The organism is Serratia sp. AKBS12, assembly GCF_024793895.1.
Lineage (GTDB): Bacteria > Pseudomonadota > Gammaproteobacteria > Enterobacterales > Enterobacteriaceae > Serratia_F.
This window is the reverse complement of the sequence record NZ_JANUSB010000002.1, coordinates 1-17,547: the sequence shown is the minus strand read 5'-3', so window position 1 is coordinate 17,547 and position 17,547 is coordinate 1. Positions and strand designations below refer to the sequence as shown.

18 protein-coding genes and 1 other annotated feature are annotated in these 17,547 nt (G+C 53.4%); of the genes, 9 read left to right on the top strand and 9 right to left on the bottom strand.

The window, feature by feature from the left end:
• Positions 1-10: 10 nt before the first annotated feature.
• From rimM to rplS, 3 genes are read left to right on the top strand one after another with little or no spacing between them, the layout of a single operon-like run.
• Entirely contained in the window at positions 11-559 is a 549-nt protein-coding gene (gene rimM / locus NYE85_RS00105; RefSeq protein WP_004955153.1) for a ribosome maturation factor RimM, read from the top strand.
• 52 nt (positions 560-611) lie between these two features.
• Entirely contained in the window at positions 612-1,367 is a 756-nt protein-coding gene (trmD, locus tag NYE85_RS00100; protein ID WP_039991110.1) for a tRNA (guanosine(37)-N1)-methyltransferase TrmD, read from the top strand.
• Between the two features lie 55 nt (positions 1,368-1,422).
• Positions 1,423-1,770, top strand: a complete 348-nt coding sequence (gene rplS / locus NYE85_RS00095) for a 50S ribosomal protein L19 (protein ID WP_004955150.1) — start codon at positions 1,423-1,425, stop codon at positions 1,768-1,770.
• 239 nt (positions 1,771-2,009) lie between these two features.
• Here rplS and NYE85_RS00090 read toward each other — a convergent pair whose 3' ends face one another.
• The 3 genes from NYE85_RS00090 to NYE85_RS00080 all read right to left on the bottom strand — a co-directional run bounded on the left by NYE85_RS00090 (position 2,010) and on the right by NYE85_RS00080 (position 3,146).
• Entirely contained in the window at positions 2,010-2,228 is a 219-nt protein-coding gene (locus NYE85_RS00090; protein ID WP_259002169.1) for an ogr/Delta-like zinc finger family protein, read from the bottom strand.
• A 248-nt stretch (positions 2,229-2,476) separates the two neighbouring features.
• Entirely contained in the window at positions 2,477-2,695 is a 219-nt protein-coding gene (locus NYE85_RS00085) for a phage holin family protein (RefSeq protein ID WP_259002167.1), read from the bottom strand.
• 256 nt (positions 2,696-2,951) lie between these two features.
• Complete coding sequence (locus NYE85_RS00080) at positions 2,952-3,146, bottom strand: hypothetical protein (protein WP_259002166.1); 195 nt, start codon at positions 3,144-3,146, stop codon at positions 2,952-2,954.
• Positions 3,147-3,568: 422 nt separating this feature from the next.
• Between NYE85_RS00080 and NYE85_RS00075 the strand changes: the two genes are divergently transcribed.
• Positions 3,569-4,438 carry a phage repressor protein CI gene (locus tag NYE85_RS00075; RefSeq protein ID WP_259002164.1) on the top strand — a complete coding sequence of 290 codons (870 nt, stop codon included), beginning with the start codon at positions 3,569-3,571 and terminating at the stop codon, positions 4,436-4,438.
• A 90-nt stretch (positions 4,439-4,528) separates the two neighbouring features.
• Here NYE85_RS00075 and NYE85_RS00070 read toward each other — a convergent pair whose 3' ends face one another.
• Together NYE85_RS00070 and NYE85_RS00065 are read right to left on the bottom strand one after the other, a co-directional pair.
• Positions 4,529-5,293 (bottom strand): YdiY family protein, encoded by a 765-nt coding sequence (locus NYE85_RS00070; RefSeq protein ID WP_259002162.1) that lies wholly within the window; start codon positions 5,291-5,293, stop codon positions 4,529-4,531.
• A 247-nt stretch (positions 5,294-5,540) separates the two neighbouring features.
• Positions 5,541-6,884, bottom strand: a complete 1,344-nt coding sequence (locus tag NYE85_RS00065; protein WP_259002160.1) for an anaerobic C4-dicarboxylate transporter — start codon at positions 6,882-6,884, stop codon at positions 5,541-5,543.
• Between the two features lie 502 nt (positions 6,885-7,386).
• On the opposite strand from NYE85_RS00065, the gene NYE85_RS00060 reads away from it, so the two are divergent.
• Positions 7,387-8,460, top strand: a complete 1,074-nt coding sequence (locus NYE85_RS00060; RefSeq protein ID WP_259002158.1) for a 3-deoxy-7-phosphoheptulonate synthase — start codon at positions 7,387-7,389, stop codon at positions 8,458-8,460.
• A gap of 6 nt (positions 8,461-8,466) precedes the next feature.
• On the top strand, positions 8,467-9,588 hold the full coding sequence (gene tyrA, locus NYE85_RS00055) for a bifunctional chorismate mutase/prephenate dehydrogenase (protein ID WP_259002156.1): 1,122 nt from the start codon (positions 8,467-8,469) through the stop codon (positions 9,586-9,588).
• Between the two features lie 150 nt (positions 9,589-9,738).
• Here the strand turns inward: tyrA and pheA are convergent, their stop codons facing one another.
• From pheA to bamD, 4 genes are all read right to left on the bottom strand, one after another.
• Entirely contained in the window at positions 9,739-10,896 is a 1,158-nt protein-coding gene (gene pheA, locus NYE85_RS00050; protein ID WP_259002154.1) for a bifunctional chorismate mutase/prephenate dehydratase, read from the bottom strand.
• A 32-nt stretch (positions 10,897-10,928) separates the two neighbouring features.
• Positions 10,929-11,055, bottom strand: a sequence feature (Phe leader region).
• On the bottom strand, positions 11,007-11,054 hold the full coding sequence (gene pheL, locus NYE85_RS00045; protein WP_193764799.1) for a pheA operon leader peptide PheL: 48 nt from the start codon (positions 11,052-11,054) through the stop codon (positions 11,007-11,009). It overlaps the preceding feature by 48 nt.
• 121 nt (positions 11,056-11,176) lie before the next feature.
• On the bottom strand, positions 11,177-11,524 hold the full coding sequence (raiA, locus tag NYE85_RS00040; RefSeq protein ID WP_259002152.1) for a ribosome-associated translation inhibitor RaiA: 348 nt from the start codon (positions 11,522-11,524) through the stop codon (positions 11,177-11,179).
• A gap of 312 nt (positions 11,525-11,836) precedes the next feature.
• Positions 11,837-12,568 carry an outer membrane protein assembly factor BamD gene (gene bamD, locus NYE85_RS00035; RefSeq protein ID WP_259002151.1) on the bottom strand — a complete coding sequence of 244 codons (732 nt, stop codon included), beginning with the start codon at positions 12,566-12,568 and terminating at the stop codon, positions 11,837-11,839.
• 131 nt (positions 12,569-12,699) lie between these two features.
• Between bamD and rluD the strand changes: the two genes are divergently transcribed.
• From rluD to clpB, 3 genes are all read left to right on the top strand, one after another.
• Positions 12,700-13,677 carry a 23S rRNA pseudouridine(1911/1915/1917) synthase RluD gene (rluD, locus tag NYE85_RS00030; protein ID WP_259002150.1) on the top strand — a complete coding sequence of 326 codons (978 nt, stop codon included), beginning with the start codon at positions 12,700-12,702 and terminating at the stop codon, positions 13,675-13,677.
• On the top strand, positions 13,677-14,408 hold the full coding sequence (gene yfiH, locus NYE85_RS00025; RefSeq protein ID WP_259002149.1) for a purine nucleoside phosphorylase YfiH: 732 nt from the start codon (positions 13,677-13,679) through the stop codon (positions 14,406-14,408). The genes rluD and yfiH overlap by 1 nt, the downstream gene beginning before the upstream one ends.
• Before the next feature lie 130 nt (positions 14,409-14,538).
• Entirely contained in the window at positions 14,539-17,112 is a 2,574-nt protein-coding gene (gene clpB, locus NYE85_RS00020) for an ATP-dependent chaperone ClpB (RefSeq protein ID WP_259002148.1), read from the top strand.
• Positions 17,113-17,547: the final 435 nt, after the last annotated feature.

Sequence of the window (17,547 nt, the reverse complement as noted above, 5' to 3'; positions counted from 1 at the left end):
GGTGGTGGCAATGAGCAAGCAACTCAAACCGGTAGCACCTAAGCAGCCGCTTGTACTCGGCAAAATGGGGTCTACTTACGGCATTCGTGGTTGGCTCAGAGTGTTTTCATCCACCGAAAACGCCGAAAGCATTTTTGACTATCAGCCGTGGTTAATCCAAAAGGCGGGTCAGTGGCAGGTTGTCGAGCTGGAAAGCTGGAAGCGCCACAATCAGGACCTGATTATCAAGATCAAAGATATTGACGATCGGGATGCGGCGAATCTGCTGACCAATTGCGAAATTGTCGTGGATTCCGAGCAGTTGCCTCCGTTGGAAGGCGATGATTACTACTGGAAAGACCTGATGGGCTGCCAGGTAGTCACCACTTCCGGCTACGAGCTGGGCAAAGTCATTGATATGATGGAAACCGGTTCGAACGACGTAATGGTCGTGCGGGCAAACCTGAAAGATGCCTTCGGTATGAAGGAGCGGTTGGTCCCGTTTCTTCATGGGCAGGTTATCAAGAAAGTCGATCTCGCTGCCAAGGTAATCGAGGCAGATTGGGATCCTGGTTTTTGACCTCCGGATCGCACGATCGCAGCAAGTGGAATAACGCAATGGGGATTGGCTTGTGTTCATTGGTATTGTAAGCCTGTTTCCAGAGATGTTTCGTGCAATCACCGATTACGGGGTGACTGGCCGGGCAGTAAAAAATGGCCTGCTGAGCGTGCAGTGCTGGAGTCCTCGTGACTTCACCTACGACCGGCATCGTACCGTGGACGATCGCCCTTATGGCGGCGGCCCGGGAATGCTGATGATGGTGCAACCATTACGGGAAGCCATTTCAGCTGCGAAAGCAGCGGCAGGCGAGGGAGCAAAGGTGATTTATCTGTCACCTCAGGGGCGCAAGCTGGATCAAACCGGCGTTTGCGAACTGGCGACCAATCAGAAGATGATTCTGGTGTGTGGTCGTTACGAAGGGATCGATGAGCGCGTGATCCAAACCGAAATTGACGAAGAATGGTCAATCGGCGATTACGTTCTCAGCGGCGGGGAACTGCCGGCAATGACCCTGATTGATTCAGTGGCCCGTTTCATACCGGGCGTGCTGGGACATCAGGCCTCTGCGGAAGAAGACTCTTTCGTCGATGGATTGCTGGATTGTCCGCATTATACCCGGCCTGAGGTGTTGGAAGGGATGGAAGTACCGCCGGTTCTGCTGTCGGGCAACCATGCCGAGATACGTCGCTGGCGCTTAAAGCAGTCGCTGGGCCGTACCTGGCTTAGAAGACCTGAACTTCTAGAAAGCCTAGCTCTGACTGACGAGCAAGAGGTGTTGCTGGCGGAGTTCCAACGGGAACATCGCGCGGAGCAACAGGACTATTAAGGCAGCGTCTAAGACGTAGCCGATATATCAGTTTACCTAGGGTAAGAGACATATTATGAGCAACATTATTAAGCAACTTGAACAAGAGCAGATGAAACAAGACGTACCTGCATTCCGTCCGGGTGATTCCGTGGAAGTGAAGGTATGGGTCGTTGAAGGTAGCAAAAAACGTCTGCAGGCATTCGAGGGCGTGGTTATCGCTATCCGTAACCGCGGTCTGCACTCTGCATTCACTGTTCGTAAGATTTCCAACGGCGAAGGTGTTGAGCGTGTATTCCAGACTCACTCCCCAGTAATCGACAGCATTACTGTTAAACGTCGTGGTGCCGTTCGTAAAGCCAAACTGTACTACCTGCGTGAGCGTACTGGTAAGGCTGCTCGCATCAAAGAGCGTCTTAACTAAGATACAGCTAACGCTGCATCCAAAAGTTAATAGTCATAAGGGGCTTGCCGTGATGGTAAGCCCCTTTTTTATATTTATACCTGGTATTTGTTTCAGTACAACTCGCCCTATGGACTGCCTTGCCTGTTTGGCTGCGGCGATGATTCAACCAGTAACGCCGTTGATAATCGGCAAAACACGCGTTGGGCCAGCGGTTCGGCGGTGTTCGAGCCGAGAGATCGCAACGTCGCCTGACTTCACTACAGCGCGGCCGCGCGCTGCGTTCTCTTCTCTGCATGTGGCTTGGCGGGGATGATATCACCCGGCTTTACGATTACACGCGCCACCGACTCGTGCGTGGCAAAGGTACAGCTGCAATTAATGTTCTGGCATTGGTGATAACGTTCTTTGGTCGATTCGCTGAGGTAGCGGCTGGAACGGGTATGGGCCACGCTACCGCATAGTGGACAGTGCATCATGATCGGATCCTCTTGTGGTTTGCCTTACGTATTGTGATTATACTAGCCGATAAACTTGCAAAAGCAAGATTAAATTTGCAAGTTTATCGGGGTCATTTGTTTTGTGTAAATACTGGTTGATGGATTGCTGTAGTTAACGCCAAGGACAAGCAGCGAAACGGCAGAGAAACAAGCAAGGGCATTCGATACTTAAGCGGGGGAAGTCAGCCACGGTGAACGCCAGTCGGCACGATAGGCCACGTTGCGGTTTAGCTATCGAGTTCATCATACAGCCGGCGTTTCAGGCCGCTTTTCTTGAGTGAGCGTAGTAAATGATAACTTTTGCGGCGATAGTACCAGTTCACGGCAAAGGTACCGACACCCACGGCAGCTCCTACCAATACCGCGATATCTTCAGGCGAATGCCGTCCAAACCACGCCAGACAGGCGGCTATAAAATAAGAAAGCGTTGAAGTAAATTTTTCCATTGCGTAGTCCTACCTTTATACGAGTTCCGCTTGGCAGCGGCGGTCGCCACCGGCATCTCAACCGGCTAACCGTATGACAGAATGGGTCCTCGTTCCTCGAGCCCGGTTAGGCACAGTGTCCTGTTGCCAAATGCTGCCAGCAATCATTGCGGGTTGTGGATACGCTGGCACAACCCGTAGTGGTTGCATTGGTGACAAATAAAAACACCCGCGCCAGCGGGTGTCTAAAATGCAATACCACGCGGCGTCAAACGCGTTAGCGATCGCCGTGGCGGTCGGCAGAGTAAAATATTTCTTGATAATCATTGTCCGGCAGCACCTGACTGGCCAGATCTGAAATCAGCGACATGGCGATCAAAAACTCAGAGGTGCTGCATTGTGCCGCCTGGGATACATCTGCGATAAACTGGATGCGCGACAGTGTTAGTTGTTGTTTATCCACGGTTTCCACTGTTTTTGCCCTCTCTGTAATATACTGTTTATTTATACAGTATTATGCAAAATGCTAAACCCGTCAATGGGTGGTAGCGTCATTTGCCGTGTAAAATTGCTGGATGTTTAATAAGAGAACTATCTTGTTGAAACCGCTAAGCCACCGATAAACCTCCGGGGAGAGAAAGCGTCAGCGGTTGGGGCGATAAGGTAAAAAGTACCGTTGCTGGCTGCAGGAGAGATAATTGATGAAGACAGGAGTCGCTTTTTGATTTCATAACTTGCTTTTGCGCGCTGGTTGTTTGTATTTTCATGGTTCATGCCGCATAATCTAATGATAGGCGAAAGCCACGCCAGGCAATACAGGTTGTCGCGGCTGTGCGCTTGCGATTCGCCAACGACGATGTGTAAAAGCAACATTATTTTATGACCGGGGAAGTTATGCGTGAAGAAACTGTGAATGACAACGCCGACGTCGGCGCAGTGATTGAAAGAATCCTTTCTTCTTATGGCGTAGCCACACAAAAAGAGCTGAGCGATACCTTGGGCATCGCGCCCAACAATATCAGCAGTTGGTTGCAACGGGGCAGCGTGCCGGGGCAGGTGATTATCAATTGTGCGCTGACCACCGGGGCCGATCTGGCCTGGCTGATGACCGGCGAGAAAGCAAAGCAGCAGCCTCGAGAGAAAGTCTTGCCGGCGGTACGTGGCAAAGCGTTGTATGAACGGGTGCTGGCGTCTGGTGGTAAGGGGGTGCTGCGGCGGATTCTGGATGCGTACGGATTCAGTCTGCAAAAAGAGTTGGGCGATCTGCTGGGTATCTCCTCCGGCACCATGAGTACCTGGGTGCGGCGTGACTATTTTCCTGGCGATATCGTGGTGACCTGTGCGTTGGATACCGGGGTACCGCTGTTATGGCTGGCGACTGGCGAAGGCAATATGCACAGCGCGGCCACGCCGGCGGCACCTGCCACCAGTCGTGCTCGTGCCTTGCCACAATATCAATTGCTGGCAGGGCAATTGCAGCCTGCGGGGGAGTGGTTGGCCGATCCGGCCTTGATCCCCACTCGCGTTTTGCACCCGGCTTACGTTGACGGTGGGCGTACCGCATGGCTGGTAGATCTGGCTATTACGCATATCGCTAATGGACGTTGGCTGATCGACATTGATGGCAATATAGATGTGTATGATATTGCGCGTCTACCAGGCAATCAGCTACAGGTCAGCGGTGGAAACGCTGATTTTCAATGTTCCACCGACGCCTTGAAAGCGTTGGGAATGGTCTGGTTGACGCTGGCACAACAGGCATAAAAAACCCACCGTTTGCCCACTGAGTTTGACGTCGTCGGGTGTTCGGTGGGGAGGCGCGATGATGGTCGGCAGGCCGTTGCTATAGCGTGCTTACAGGCCGTAAACCAGCGTTACCGAGGTTGTGGTATCGGTGTTTTTCGGTGCAGAAGCCGGCGGTTCACTGTTGTAGGTCACGGTATAGGCCAGGCGCAACGAGAACCGGTCATTAATGGCCACGTTCAGTGCAGTTTCGGAGTTCAAGGTAATGTCTTCGTTTGCCAACGCGGAGAAACCTTCGGTGAACTTGGTGTTGTCCGTCAACTGGTAGGAATAGTTGGCAGCACCATAAGCCAGTGCTTTGGTGGTGCGGCCACCGTCGTGATATTCATCATGGCGCACACCAGGGCCAAACTCGACGCGCAGATCGTGAATCGGATCGTTGAAGATTTGACGACCATAGCCTCCGGTCAGCGTCGAGCGTGAATCATAACCAGCGAAGCGATCGTTCAACCAACTTGCCTGTCCAAACAAATAGTTACGCTCGGTCATGTTGTAACGCGTGCGGCCACCGGCCTGATATTTCTCAGAGGAACGCACATTGGATGACGTGGTATTGGTGGCGGATCCCCACAGGCTGTATGCGCTGACGGTGTTAAACCAGGTCAGTGACGTATTGGCAAGCAGGGTGGAGCTTTCCGAGTTGCCGGACTGCGCGTTATAACCGGCCTGAATATTACCTTCAAACGGTTTTTTTGCCGTGGCCGGATCGTCCATCGCGGTAAACAGCGTATTGTCGGCAAAGGATGAAAAAGACAGGCAAGCACTCAAACAGCTTAGGTACAACGGAATAGCGCGACGAGCGCGTGAAGAGAGCATTTTGGATCCAGTTTGTTAAGTGGTGGTTGGTAAAAGCGGGCGCATTATAGCGACTCACGCTGCCGTCCAAAATAGCGCCGATTAGCTTAAGTTTTTAATTTTTAACTACTAGTTATTCTCTTCTCTTCTGCTGATTTTACTGGCTTGGACGCGATAAAATGCTTTGTATCCTTAATCTTTACCCGGCCTTTCAGCACAAGTGTCGTCAGGCGACAACGGTTGCCCCATTGCCGCCACTCGCGGGGAATTACATGAAGGTGCTGACCAGCAGATAACCGGTGATGCAGGAACACAACACGCCGATCAAACCTGGAATAATAAAACTGTGGTTGATGATAAATTTACCGATACGCGTGGTGCCGGATCGGTCAAAGCCGATGCAGGCCAAGTCGCTAGGATAGGTTGGCAAGACGAAATAACCATAGGCCGCAGGGAAGAAAGCCAGCAGCATTTTGGGATCGACCCCCAGTTGCAACCCCATCGGTGCGATGGCTGCTAGCGCCGCCGCCTGGCTGTTTACCAGTTTGGATACCAGAAACAGCACGATGGCATAGGTCCACGGCTGGCTTTTGACCACATCCTCCAGCAGCAGCTTTAACTCACCCATATGTGCCTGAAAGAACGTATCGCTCATCCAGGCGACGCCGAATACCGAGAAAATGGCCACCATGCCGGCTTTGAACACCGCGCCGTTGGCGATGTCGCCCGGCTTCACTTTACAGCTCATTAATATGATGGCGCCGGCGATCAGCATCATCATCTGAATCACCAGATTCATCGACAGCGGTTTCAGCACCCCTTTGACCTCAAATGACGGCCGTAAATCGGCAAATGCCCCGAGTAGCACCACGACGGCAATCGCCGCAAAAAAGATCAGCGTAGAGGCATAGGCCTGCCTGGCGAAGCGCTGATTCAGCAGCGTTTCGGTACCGCCATAGATATAGGCACGTTGCTCTGGATCGCCGATCCGCGCCTGGAACTCGGCATCTTTGTCTAAATCCTTGCCACGGCGCAGGCTCCACAGCGCGGCCATCAATACGCCGACCAGTGAAGAAGGGACGGAGATCGCCAATATCTCCAGCAGGGTATAGGCCTTGCCGATGCCATGGCCGGCGGCAATGATGGACACCAGTGAAACCACCGCCACCGAAACCGGTGAAGCGGTGATGGCCATTTGCGATGCAACCGACGACACGGCCATCGGCCGTTCCGGTCGAATGCCTTTTTTGATGGCGATATCGGCAATAATCGGGAACATGGTATATACCACATGGCCGGTACCACACAGGAAGGTCAGCGTCCAGGTAGTGAACGGCGCCAGCAGCGTGATGTGCTGTGGATGACGACGCAGCAGGCGTTCGGCGTATTGCATCATGACATTCAATCCGCCGGCGGTTTGCAGCACCGACGCACAGCCAATGACCGCCAGTATGGTCAGCATGACATCAACCGGTGGTTTGCCGGGTTGTAGACCAAACACAAAGCTCAGCAGGAATAAACCGATACCGCTGATCAACCCCAGTCCCATACCGCCAAAGCGGGTACCGACCAGTAAGCAAACAATAATAATGGCAAATTGCAGAGTTATCATGAGAGTCCCTTGTTAAAAGAAATGCTGTGGCTCATGAGCCTTCCTTGCAGGTGACGGAGCCTGTCTGCGCAGGCTTACCCCTAAAGAGGTGTGAACCGTTTAGTGCCATCATTCAGTAATTACCGGGGGAGAACTATGAGGTTGCGCAATGTTTATTCACGCGTAACTATTTTGGGGAGGTATAAAGCGGTATTGCGTGACGAAGATTGATTTGTGTAAAGTTATATTTACGATCAGCTATGGGTTTGAGGCAGTTGACATCTTACGCATTATGGTGATTTTTGTATTGGTTTTATTGTTATTATTTATTGTTTTTAAATGATATTTATTGTTTTTCACCGTTTGTTTTTTCTGGTCTTCATGGGTGAGTGGTTGTCAGTAATTTTTTATTTACGGTTTTTGGATTGAAATCTTTACATGTCGTGTTAAGGTAGAGGCCTGTAACGCTCAATGTTCAATTTACTTACGCTCAGGCATAACGGCAAACGACAGGAACAGCATCATGCAAAAAGACGCGCTCAATAACGTACACATCAGTGCAGAACAGGTTTTGATTACGCCAGAAGAGCTGAAAAACCAGTTCCCGCTCAGCGCCAGCGACGAAAATGAAATCGCCGCAGCCCGCAAAACTATCGCCGATATTTTGCAAGGGCGCGATCACCGTCTGCTGGTGGTATGCGGGCCATGCTCGATCCACGATCCGGATGCGGCACTGGATTACGCACGTCGTTTGAAAACCCTGTCGGCTGAATTGAGCGATCAGCTGTATATCGTTATGCGCGTCTATTTTGAAAAGCCAAGAACCACCGTCGGTTGGAAAGGCCTGATCAACGATCCGTATATGGATGGCTCGTTTGATGTCGAAGCCGGTTTGCACATTGCGCGTCGCCTGCTGCTGGATCTGGTTGGCATGGGGCTGCCATTGGCCACCGAAGCGCTGGATCCCAACAGCCCGCAATACCTCGGCGATCTGTTCAGTTGGTCGGCAATCGGTGCGCGTACCACCGAATCGCAGACCCACCGCGAAATGGCGTCCGGCCTGTCGATGCCGGTCGGCTTTAAAAATGGCACCGACGGTAGCCTGGGGACCGCCATCAACGCCTTGCGAGCCGCTGCCATGCCGCACCGTTTCGTTGGTATCAATCAGGCTGGGCAAGTGTGCCTGTTACAAACTCAAGGCAACCCGGATGGCCACGTGATCCTGCGCGGTGGCAAAACGCCGAATTACAGTGCGCAAGACGTCGCGGCCTGTGAAAAACAGATGCGTGAAGCGGGACTCCGTCCGTCCTTGATGATAGATTGCAGCCATGGCAATTCTAATAAAGATTACCGCCGTCAGCCGGTGGTTGCCGAGTCGGTAATGGAGCAGATCAACGCAGGTAATCGCTCTATTACCGGCATCATGCTGGAAAGCCATCTGCATGAAGGCAACCAGTCTTCCGAGCAGCCGCGTGTCGATATGCGTTACGGGGTATCCGTCACCGACGCCTGCATTGACTGGAATGATACCGAGACGCTGCTGCGCCGCATGCATCAGCAGCTTGGTGCCGCGCTGATGGCACGCACTGGAGAGTAGTGAGTTATGGTGGCTGAACTGACCGCGCTGCGCGATCAAATTGACGAAGTGGATAAAGCATTGCTGGATTTGCTGGCGAAACGCCTGCATCTGGTGGCTGAAGTGGGCGAAGTCAAAAGCCGCCACGGACTGCCGGTGTATGTACCCGAGCGTGAAGCGGCGATGCTGGCTTCGCGCCGTGCGGAGGCGTCGGCGCTTGGCGTGCCGCCGGATCTGATTGAAGACATATTGCGTCGTGTGATGCGCGAATCGTATGTCAGCGAGAATGACAAAGGCTTTAAAACCCTGTGCCCACAACTGCGTCCGATTGTGATTATCGGCGGTAACGGCCAGATGGGACGTTTGTTCAATCGCCTGCTGACGCTGTCGGGCTATCAGGTAAAAGTGTTGGATCAGCAAGATTGGCCGCAGGCGGAAACGCTGCTGTCTGACGCCGGCATGGTGATTGTCAGCGTGCCGATCCACGTCACCGAGCAGGTTATTCAGCGGCTGCCGGCGCTGCCGGACGACTGCATTCTGGTTGACCTGGCATCGGTGAAGAACCGCCCGCTGCAGGCGATGTTGGCGGCACATGGCGGCCCGGTATTGGGGCTGCACCCGATGTTTGGCCCAGATGTCGGCAGCGTTGCCAAGCAGGTGGTGGTGTACTGCGACGGCCGTCAGCCCGAAGCCTACCAGTGGCTGCTTGAGCAATTGCAGGTCTGGGGGGCACGGTTGCACCGCATCAGCGCGGTGGAACATGACCAGAACATGGCGTTCATTCAGGCTCTGCGCCACTTCGCCACGTTTGCCTACGGCCTGCATCTGGCGGAGGAAAACGTGCAGCTTGAGCAATTGCTGGCACTGTCCTCGCCGATTTACCGACTGGAGCTGGCGATGGTGGGGCGGCTGTTCGCGCAGGATCCACAGCTGTACGCGGATATCATTATGTCGTCGGAAGAAAATATTCAACTGATCAAGCGTTACTACACGCGTTTCGGCGCGGCGATAGAACTGCTGGAGCATGGCGATAAACAGCAGTTTATCAATAGTTTCCAAAAGGTTGAGCACTGGTTCGGCGATTATGCCGAACGTTTCCTGGTGGAAAGTCGCTCGCTGCTGCGTCAGGCCAACGACAGCCGTCAATAAAATCCGCGATACATCACAAAAAAGGTCTGGCAGATGCCAGACCTTTCAACGAGCGACTATGTCAGCTATCAAACCGAATCCCTGCGTATTCCAGGCCGAATCGTCGGTCAACTGATTGCCTGGTTATCCTACCCGGCGGTTTTATGCGGTTCAGGAGGGGTTGACCGGCACCACGTTTTCACTAGGGTAGCAGCCCAGCACCTTCAACGAACGAGTAATTGGCGTCAAGTCCTGCAGAGCCTTCCGCATGGCATCGGAGCGGATATTGGCCTGTACGTCGATGTAAAACATCTCTTCCCACGGATTGCCATGGATCGGGCGGGATTCCAATTTGGTCATGATGATGCCGTTGTCACGTAGCACCAGCAACGCTTCGACCAGCGCCCCCGACTGTTGGCCGGTTGCCATGATAAAGGTTGTTTTTGCCGGTACCTGTTCTGACACGTCAATTGCCTTGCGCGCCAGCACGATGAAGCGGGTAATATTCTGTTGCTGATTGGCCAGGTTGTGTTCCAGCACCTGCAAACCATACAGCGCGCCGCCGGCTTCGCTGCCCAGTGCGGCGGCTGTTGGCGAATTGATTTTGGCAACCTTTTCCATTGCCGCGGCGGTACTTTCGCAGTATTCGATTTTCCAGTGCGGGTAGCGGCTGATGAAATGGCTGCACTGCTGAAACGGTTGTGGATGGCTATAGACGGTATCAATCTGGTTAAGATCGGTGTCGCTGGCGACCAGCACGCAGTGATCGATCGGATTGGTCAGTTCGCCGACGATTGACAGGCTGGTGTGCTGCAGCAGGTCGTAAACGTCATTGATGGAACCGGAACTGGTGTTTTCAATCGGTAATACCGCGTAGTCCGCCTGGCCGGTTTCGACCTGGGTGAAAATATCCTGGAACTTCTGACAGCCGTGCTCTATCAATTGGTCGAAATGGCGTGCGGCGTAGCGGCGCGCGGCCAGATGAGAGTAAGAGCCTTTTGGACCGAGGAACGCAACGCGTGCAGAATGCTGGCTGGTCTGATTGAGTTGATGTTGCAACAGTGCCTGTTGCGTCAGCACCGAGTCTTCGATAATCAGCTGGAACAGTCGAGTGATGTAAAAACCGTCCAGATCATAAGGTTTGGCGGCGGTAATCAGGGCGTCCAGCAGGTCGCGCTCGCGCTCTTTATCACGGATTGGACGGTGAGAGTGCAACTTGGTTTTGCCCACTTCTACCGCCAGCTCACGACGCTCTGCCAGCAATGCCAGCAGTTTCAGATCCAGTGCGCTGATGCGTTCACGCAGCACGAGTAACGGGTTGTCAGTCATAATCAGCTTTGCCTTGTGTTTTTCTAATAATCATAAAAAAAGCCCCCTGGTTCCAGGAGGCTTTGCTGTTCGTCTTCGCATTCTTTATCACACGACGAAACGCCTCCCAATCAGGGGAAGGTAAAAAAGAATGCGAAGAAAAACGGTTTGCGTTGCATTGGCTGCCTATCGGCTAATGAGTGAGGTTTTAAAGTAACCGCTGGGTTTTCTCTCTGTCAATAAAAACCGGTGAACAAAAAGCGCGCCCTTGGGCGCGCTGGTGTGAAACTACCGGGACGGATTACTCTTGTTCCGGTTCCACTTCTACTTCCGGAACGACGTCCTTCACGCTGGCGTGTGCGCGGCGTGCCTCGCCTTTATGCTGCACTTTGTTGAGCTGGCGCTCCAGCTTGGCGATCAGTTCGTTGACGGCGGTATACATATCTTCGTGTTTGGCGCTGGCGACCAGCGGGCCGTTTGGCGTGGTAATGGTGGCGTCGGCCACAAACCCTTTAGGTTCTTTGGATAAAACAATGTGCGGGTTAATCAGCTGGGCCTGCCATTTATCCAGTTTACTGAGACGGTCTTCGACATGATTACGGATTGCGGGGGTGATATCCATTTGTTTGCTGGTAATGTTGATTGTCATATGACTTACCTCTCTTGTCTTTCCGTCTTGGATGGATTCAGCATACCCCGCTTTATGGCTAAAGGGGTGAGGAAAATCACCTTTTTTTGTCACCTTTTGCAAAGTTAGTTCAATCTGTGATTTAGCCTCTGAAACCGCCATCTAGCGCTTGAGTCTTCTCGTCGGATCGCGCATTATTGATAAGTTGACCGGCGTGGATTGTTTGCTAACGCTGTGTTTTTAATTATATATTTTCCCAGTCTGGTGCCAGCGCGCGCCAATAAAAACGGCAGCCGAGGCTGCCGTTTTGTTTTCTGCCATGCAGGACGACAATCAGGACTGATTGGCAGCGATGATTTTCGCCACTTTGTCCGCCTGGCCGTTCAACTGCAGCTGCTTGTACGCGTTTTCCATCAACGGCAGCGCATCACGCGTCGCTTTGGTGTCCGGGTATTCACGCATCATCTGTTCGACACGATTAACAACCGCGACGTAAGCACCGCGTTTAGTGTAGTATTCCGCCACTGAAAGCTCATACTTGGACAGACGGTCCTTGAGGTATACCAGGCGCTTTTGTGCATCCGGCGTATATTGACTGCTCGGATACTGCTGAATCAGCTGGCTGAAATCGCGGAACGCAGCGCGGGCATGCTGTGGATCGCGGTCTGAACGATCGACCCCGAAGAAGCCCTGCAATGCGCTGTCATCCAGTGCCATATCCGTCAGACCGCGCATGTACATCACATAATCGATGTTCGGATGCGTTGGGTTCAGGCGCATAAAGCGATCGATGGATGCCTGCGCCAGTGGCAGATCGGCCGACTTATAGTAGGCATAAATCAGATCCAGCTGCACTTGCTGGGAGTACGGCCCGAAAGGATAGCGGTTGTCTAACGCTTCGAGTTGCGTAATCGCGCCCTTGAAGTTACCGTCCTGCAGTTTCTGCTGGGCGTTTGCATAGATTTCCGAAGGCGGGTTGTCGGGAACCGCATCCTTGGAACTGGAGCAACCTGCCAGCGCCAGGCTCAACGTGGCTGCCGCCACCAGATATTTCATACGCGTCATGACGTTTTGATTATCCTCAGGGTGTTATTCCGGGAGACTGTCCGTTAAGCTCCCGACAAAGACCAGTTACAATAGCACATTATATTAAACGGCATCGCCGTGAAAACCCAACGTTAACGAAGAAGCTGCATATGGCACAACAAGTACAACTCACCGCAACGGTGGCCGAATCTCAACTCGGACAACGTTTAGATCAGGCTTTGGCCGAATTGTTCCCCGATTATTCACGTTCTCGCATAAAAGAATGGATTTTGGAAGATCGGGTACAGGTCAACGGCAAAACGACAAACAAACCGAAAGAGAAGGTACTGGGGGGAGAGACGGTTGCCATTGATGCGCAGATTGAAGAAGAAGCGCGTTGGGAACCGCAGGATATCCCGCTGGATATCGTTTATGAAGACAGCGACATTCTGGTAATCAACAAACCGCGCGATCTGGTGGTACACCCGGGGGCCGGCAATCCGGATGGCACGGTGCTCAATGCCTTGCTGCATTACTATCCGGAAATCATCGACGTGCCGCGTGCCGGCATCGTTCACCGCCTGGACAAAGACACCACCGGTCTGATGGTGGTCGCCAAAACCGTGCCTGCGCAAACCCGTCTGGTTGAAGCGCTGCAGTTGCGGGAAATTACCCGTGAATACGAAGCGGTGGCGATTGGTACCATGACCGCCGGCGGCACCGTGGAAGAGCCGATTGCGCGCCATTCCACCAAACGTACTCATATGGCGGTTCACCCGATGGGCAAACCGGCGGTAACGCATTACCGCATCATGGAGCATTTCCGCGCGCATACCCGTTTACGTTTGCGTCTGGAAACCGGCCGTACCCATCAGATCCGTGTGCATATGTCGCACATTAACCATCCGCTGGTGGGCGATCCGCTGTACGGTGGTCGCCCACGTCCGCCAAAAGGTGCGTCAGAGGACTTTATCACCACTTTACGCGGCTTCGACCGTCAGGCACTGCATGCAACCATGCTGCGCCTGTATCATCCTATCAGCGGCATTCAGATGGAATGGCATGCGCCATTGCCACAGGATATGGTTGATTTGATCGATGCGCTGAAGGCCGATACCGAAGAATTCAAGGATCAGATGAACTGGTAATGGACGCGCTTATCCAACCTGACTGGCCGTTACCGCCAGGTGTCGTGGCCTGCAGTACCACCCGACATGGCGGCGTAAGCCTGCCGCCCTATGATTCGCTCAATCTCGGCAGCCATGTCGGTGATGTTGAATCGGCGGTATGGCGTAACCGTGAGCTGCTGGTGGCGGGGGCAAGCCTGCCGCAGATGCCGTACTGGCTGGAACAGGTGCATGGGACTCGCGTACTGCGTCTGGAAGGGCAGGTGCCGACCGATCTGCGCGCTGATGCGGTGTACAGCAATCAGCCGGGGCAGGTTTGTGCGGTGATGACGGCGGATTGCCTGCCGGTGTTGTTCTGCTCCCGAGCCGGCAAGGAAGTCGCCGCTGCCCATGCCGGTTGGCGTGGGTTATGCGATGGGGTGCTGGAAAGCACGGTTGCGGAATTTGCCGCCGAGCCTGGGCAGATTATTGCCTGGCTTGGACCGGCCATCGGACCGCAGTGCTTCGAGGTCGGCGCTGAGGTACGCGCGGCATTTACGGCGGTCGACGCCGCCGCTGGCGCTGCTTTTATCCCGCAGGGTGATAAATACCTTGCCGATATCTACTTATTGGCACGCCAGCGGCTGCAAGCTGTTGGAATCACCGAAATATATGGTGGCAACCGTTGTACCGTCAGCGAAATCAGTCATTTTTTCTCCTATCGACGCGAGCGAATAACCGGACGTCTGGCAAGTTTAATCTGGCTGATATAACCTATTGAATTAGGACGGTCCACTGACGCATGGCGTTGTACTCATAATATAGTGTCAAAATAACCTTGAAAATTTGAGGGATGACCTCATTTAATCTCCAGTAGCAATTTTGTCCTATATTGGAGGTGTTATGCGTCTGGATCGTCTTACCAACAAGTTCCAGCTTGCCCTCGCCGATGCCCAATCTCTAGCCCTTGGGCACGACAACCAGTTTATTGAACCGTTACATCTGATGAGCGCATTGCTCAATCAGGAAGGGGGCTCGGTTCGTCCACTCTTAACCTCAGCCGGTATCGATGCCGGGCGCGTACGCACCGAAATCGAACAGGCTCTTTCCCGTCTGCCGCAGGTCGAAGGCACCGGTGGCGACGTGCAACCGTCCCACGAACTGGTGCGAGTGCTGAACCTGTGCGACAAGCTGGCGCAAAAGCGTGCGGACAAGTTTATCTCTTCCGAATTATTTGTACTGGCGGTGCTGGAAGATCGCGGCACGCTGACCGATCTGCTGAAAGCAGCCGGCGCGACAACCGATAAAATCAGCAAGGCGATTGAGCAAATGCGAGGCGGCGACAGCGTGGAAGACCAGGGTGCTGAAGACCAGCGTCAGGCGTTGAAAAAATATACCATCGATCTTACCGAACGTGCCGAACAGGGCAAACTTGACCCGGTGATCGGTCGTGACGAGGAAATTCGCCGTACCATTCAGGTACTGCAACGCCGTACCAAGAACAACCCGGTGTTGATCGGTGAACCCGGCGTGGGTAAAACCGCTATTGTGGAAGGCCTGGCACAGCGCATCATCAATGGTGAAGTGCCTGAAGGACTCAAGCACAAGCGAGTGCTGTCGCTCGACATGGGCGCGCTGATTGCCGGTGCCAAATACCGCGGTGAGTTTGAAGAGCGATTGAAAGGCGTGCTGAGTGACCTCGCCAAGCAGGAAGGCAGCGTCATTCTGTTTATTGACGAACTGCATACCATGGTTGGTGCCGGCAAGGCTGACGGTGCGATGGACGCCGGTAATATGCTGAAACCGGCATTGGCTCGTGGCGAGCTGCATTGCGTCGGCGCAACCACGCTCGATGAGTATCGTCAATATATAGAAAAGGATGCGGCGCTTGAGCGTCGTTTCCAGAAGGTGTTCGTCGCCGAACCGAGCGTTGAAGACACCATCGCGATTCTGCGTGGCCTGAAAGAACGTTATGAACTGCATCACCATGTGCAGATTACCGACCCTGCGATCGTGGCAGCGGCGACGCTGTCGCACCGTTATGTCTCGGACCGCCAGTTGCCGGATAAGGCCATTGACCTGATAGATGAGGCCGCGTCCAGCATTCGCATGCAGATGGACTCGAAGCCGGAAGCGCTCGATCGGCTGGAACGTCGCGTTATCCAGTTAAAACTGGAACAGCAGGCGCTGAATAAAGAATCTGACGATGCCAGCCGGAAACGGCTGGAAATGCTCAGCAGCGAGCTGGATCAAAAAGAACGCGAATATTCCGAACTGGAAGAAGAGTGGAAAGCTGAGAAGGCCTCGCTGTCTGGTACCCAGAACATCAAAGCGGAGCTGGAGCAGGCGAAAATCTCCCTCGAGCAGGCTCGTCGACTTGGCGATCTGGGGCGGATGTCCGAGTTGCAATACGGCAAGATCCCCGAGCTGGAGAAACAGCTTGCTGCGGCAACGCAGGCAGAAGGCAAGACCATGAAGCTGTTGCGGAACCGCGTCACCGATGCCGAGATTGCAGAAGTGCTGGCAAAGGCAACCGGTATCCCGGTGGCCAGAATGCTGGAAGGCGAACGCGACAAACTGCTGCGTTTGGAGCAGGAACTGCATTCACGGGTGATTGGCCAAGACGAAGCTGTGACCGCAGTATCGAATGCCATCCGTCGTAGCCGTGCCGGTTTGTCGGATCCGAATCGCCCGATTGGCTCTTTTCTGTTCCTGGGGCCGACCGGTGTCGGTAAGACCGAACTGTGTAAGGCACTGGCCTCTTTCCTGTTCGACAGTGATGATGCGATGGTGCGTATTGATATGTCCGAGTTTATGGAAAAACATTCCGTCTCGCGGCTGGTCGGTGCGCCTCCCGGCTATGTGGGTTATGAAGAGGGCGGCTATCTGACTGAAGCGGTGCGCCGCAGACCGTATTCCGTCATTTTGCTGGACGAGGTCGAAAAAGCGCATCCGGACGTATTCAATATCCTGTTGCAGGTATTGGATGACGGGCGTTTGACCGACGGGCAAGGGCGTACCGTTGACTTCCGTAATACCGTGGTGATCATGACCTCTAACCTGGGTTCCGATCTGATTCAGGAACATTTTGGTCAGATGAACTATGCACAAATGAAAGAGTCGGTGATGGAAATGGTGAGTCATCACTTCCGTCCGGAATTCATCAATCGTATAGATGAGGTGGTGGTCTTCCATCCACTGGGTCAACAGCATATTGCCGAGATTGCCAAAATCCAGTTGGAGCGTTTGTACCAACGACTGGAAGAACGCGGCTACGCGGTGACGATTACCGAACCTGCGCTGGCGCTGCTTGGCAAAACCGGTTACGACCCGGTGTACGGTGCACGGCCATTGAAACGCGCCATCCAGCAGGAGATCGAAAATCCGCTGGCACAGCAAATCCTTTCGGGGGCGCTGTTGCCTGGCAAACCGGTGACGCTGGATGTCGAAAACGATCATATTGTCGCCAAGCAGTGACGATAAGCGATAATAACGTTAAAAAGGGAGCGGGCAACCGCTCCCTTTTACTTGGGGTGTTTTGGCACTTTTGCGAGAGTTGTCACATTGGAGGGCTAAAAATAGCCATTTAGTGGCTAATAAATACCCTAAAATAAGCTTATTGGCTGTTTTTTGTTCGCTTGGGAGTTTTTTTGAAATTAGGGGTTGCGGCCTTCTGAGAACTCCCTATAATGCGCCTCCACTGACCGGGAACAACGACTGCTTAAGCGCAGGACGCACCACCCAGTCAGTGAGACGAAAGCGAAATAAACGCTTGACTCTCAGGGCGAAAAGCGTAGTATACGCAGCCCGCGCCGATGAGTTTTATCTCCGGCGCAAAAAAATATCAAGTCTTGAAGAGTGACTACTGAAGTAAAATTCATTTAGTGAATCTTTGAGCACCGCTTCACGAGT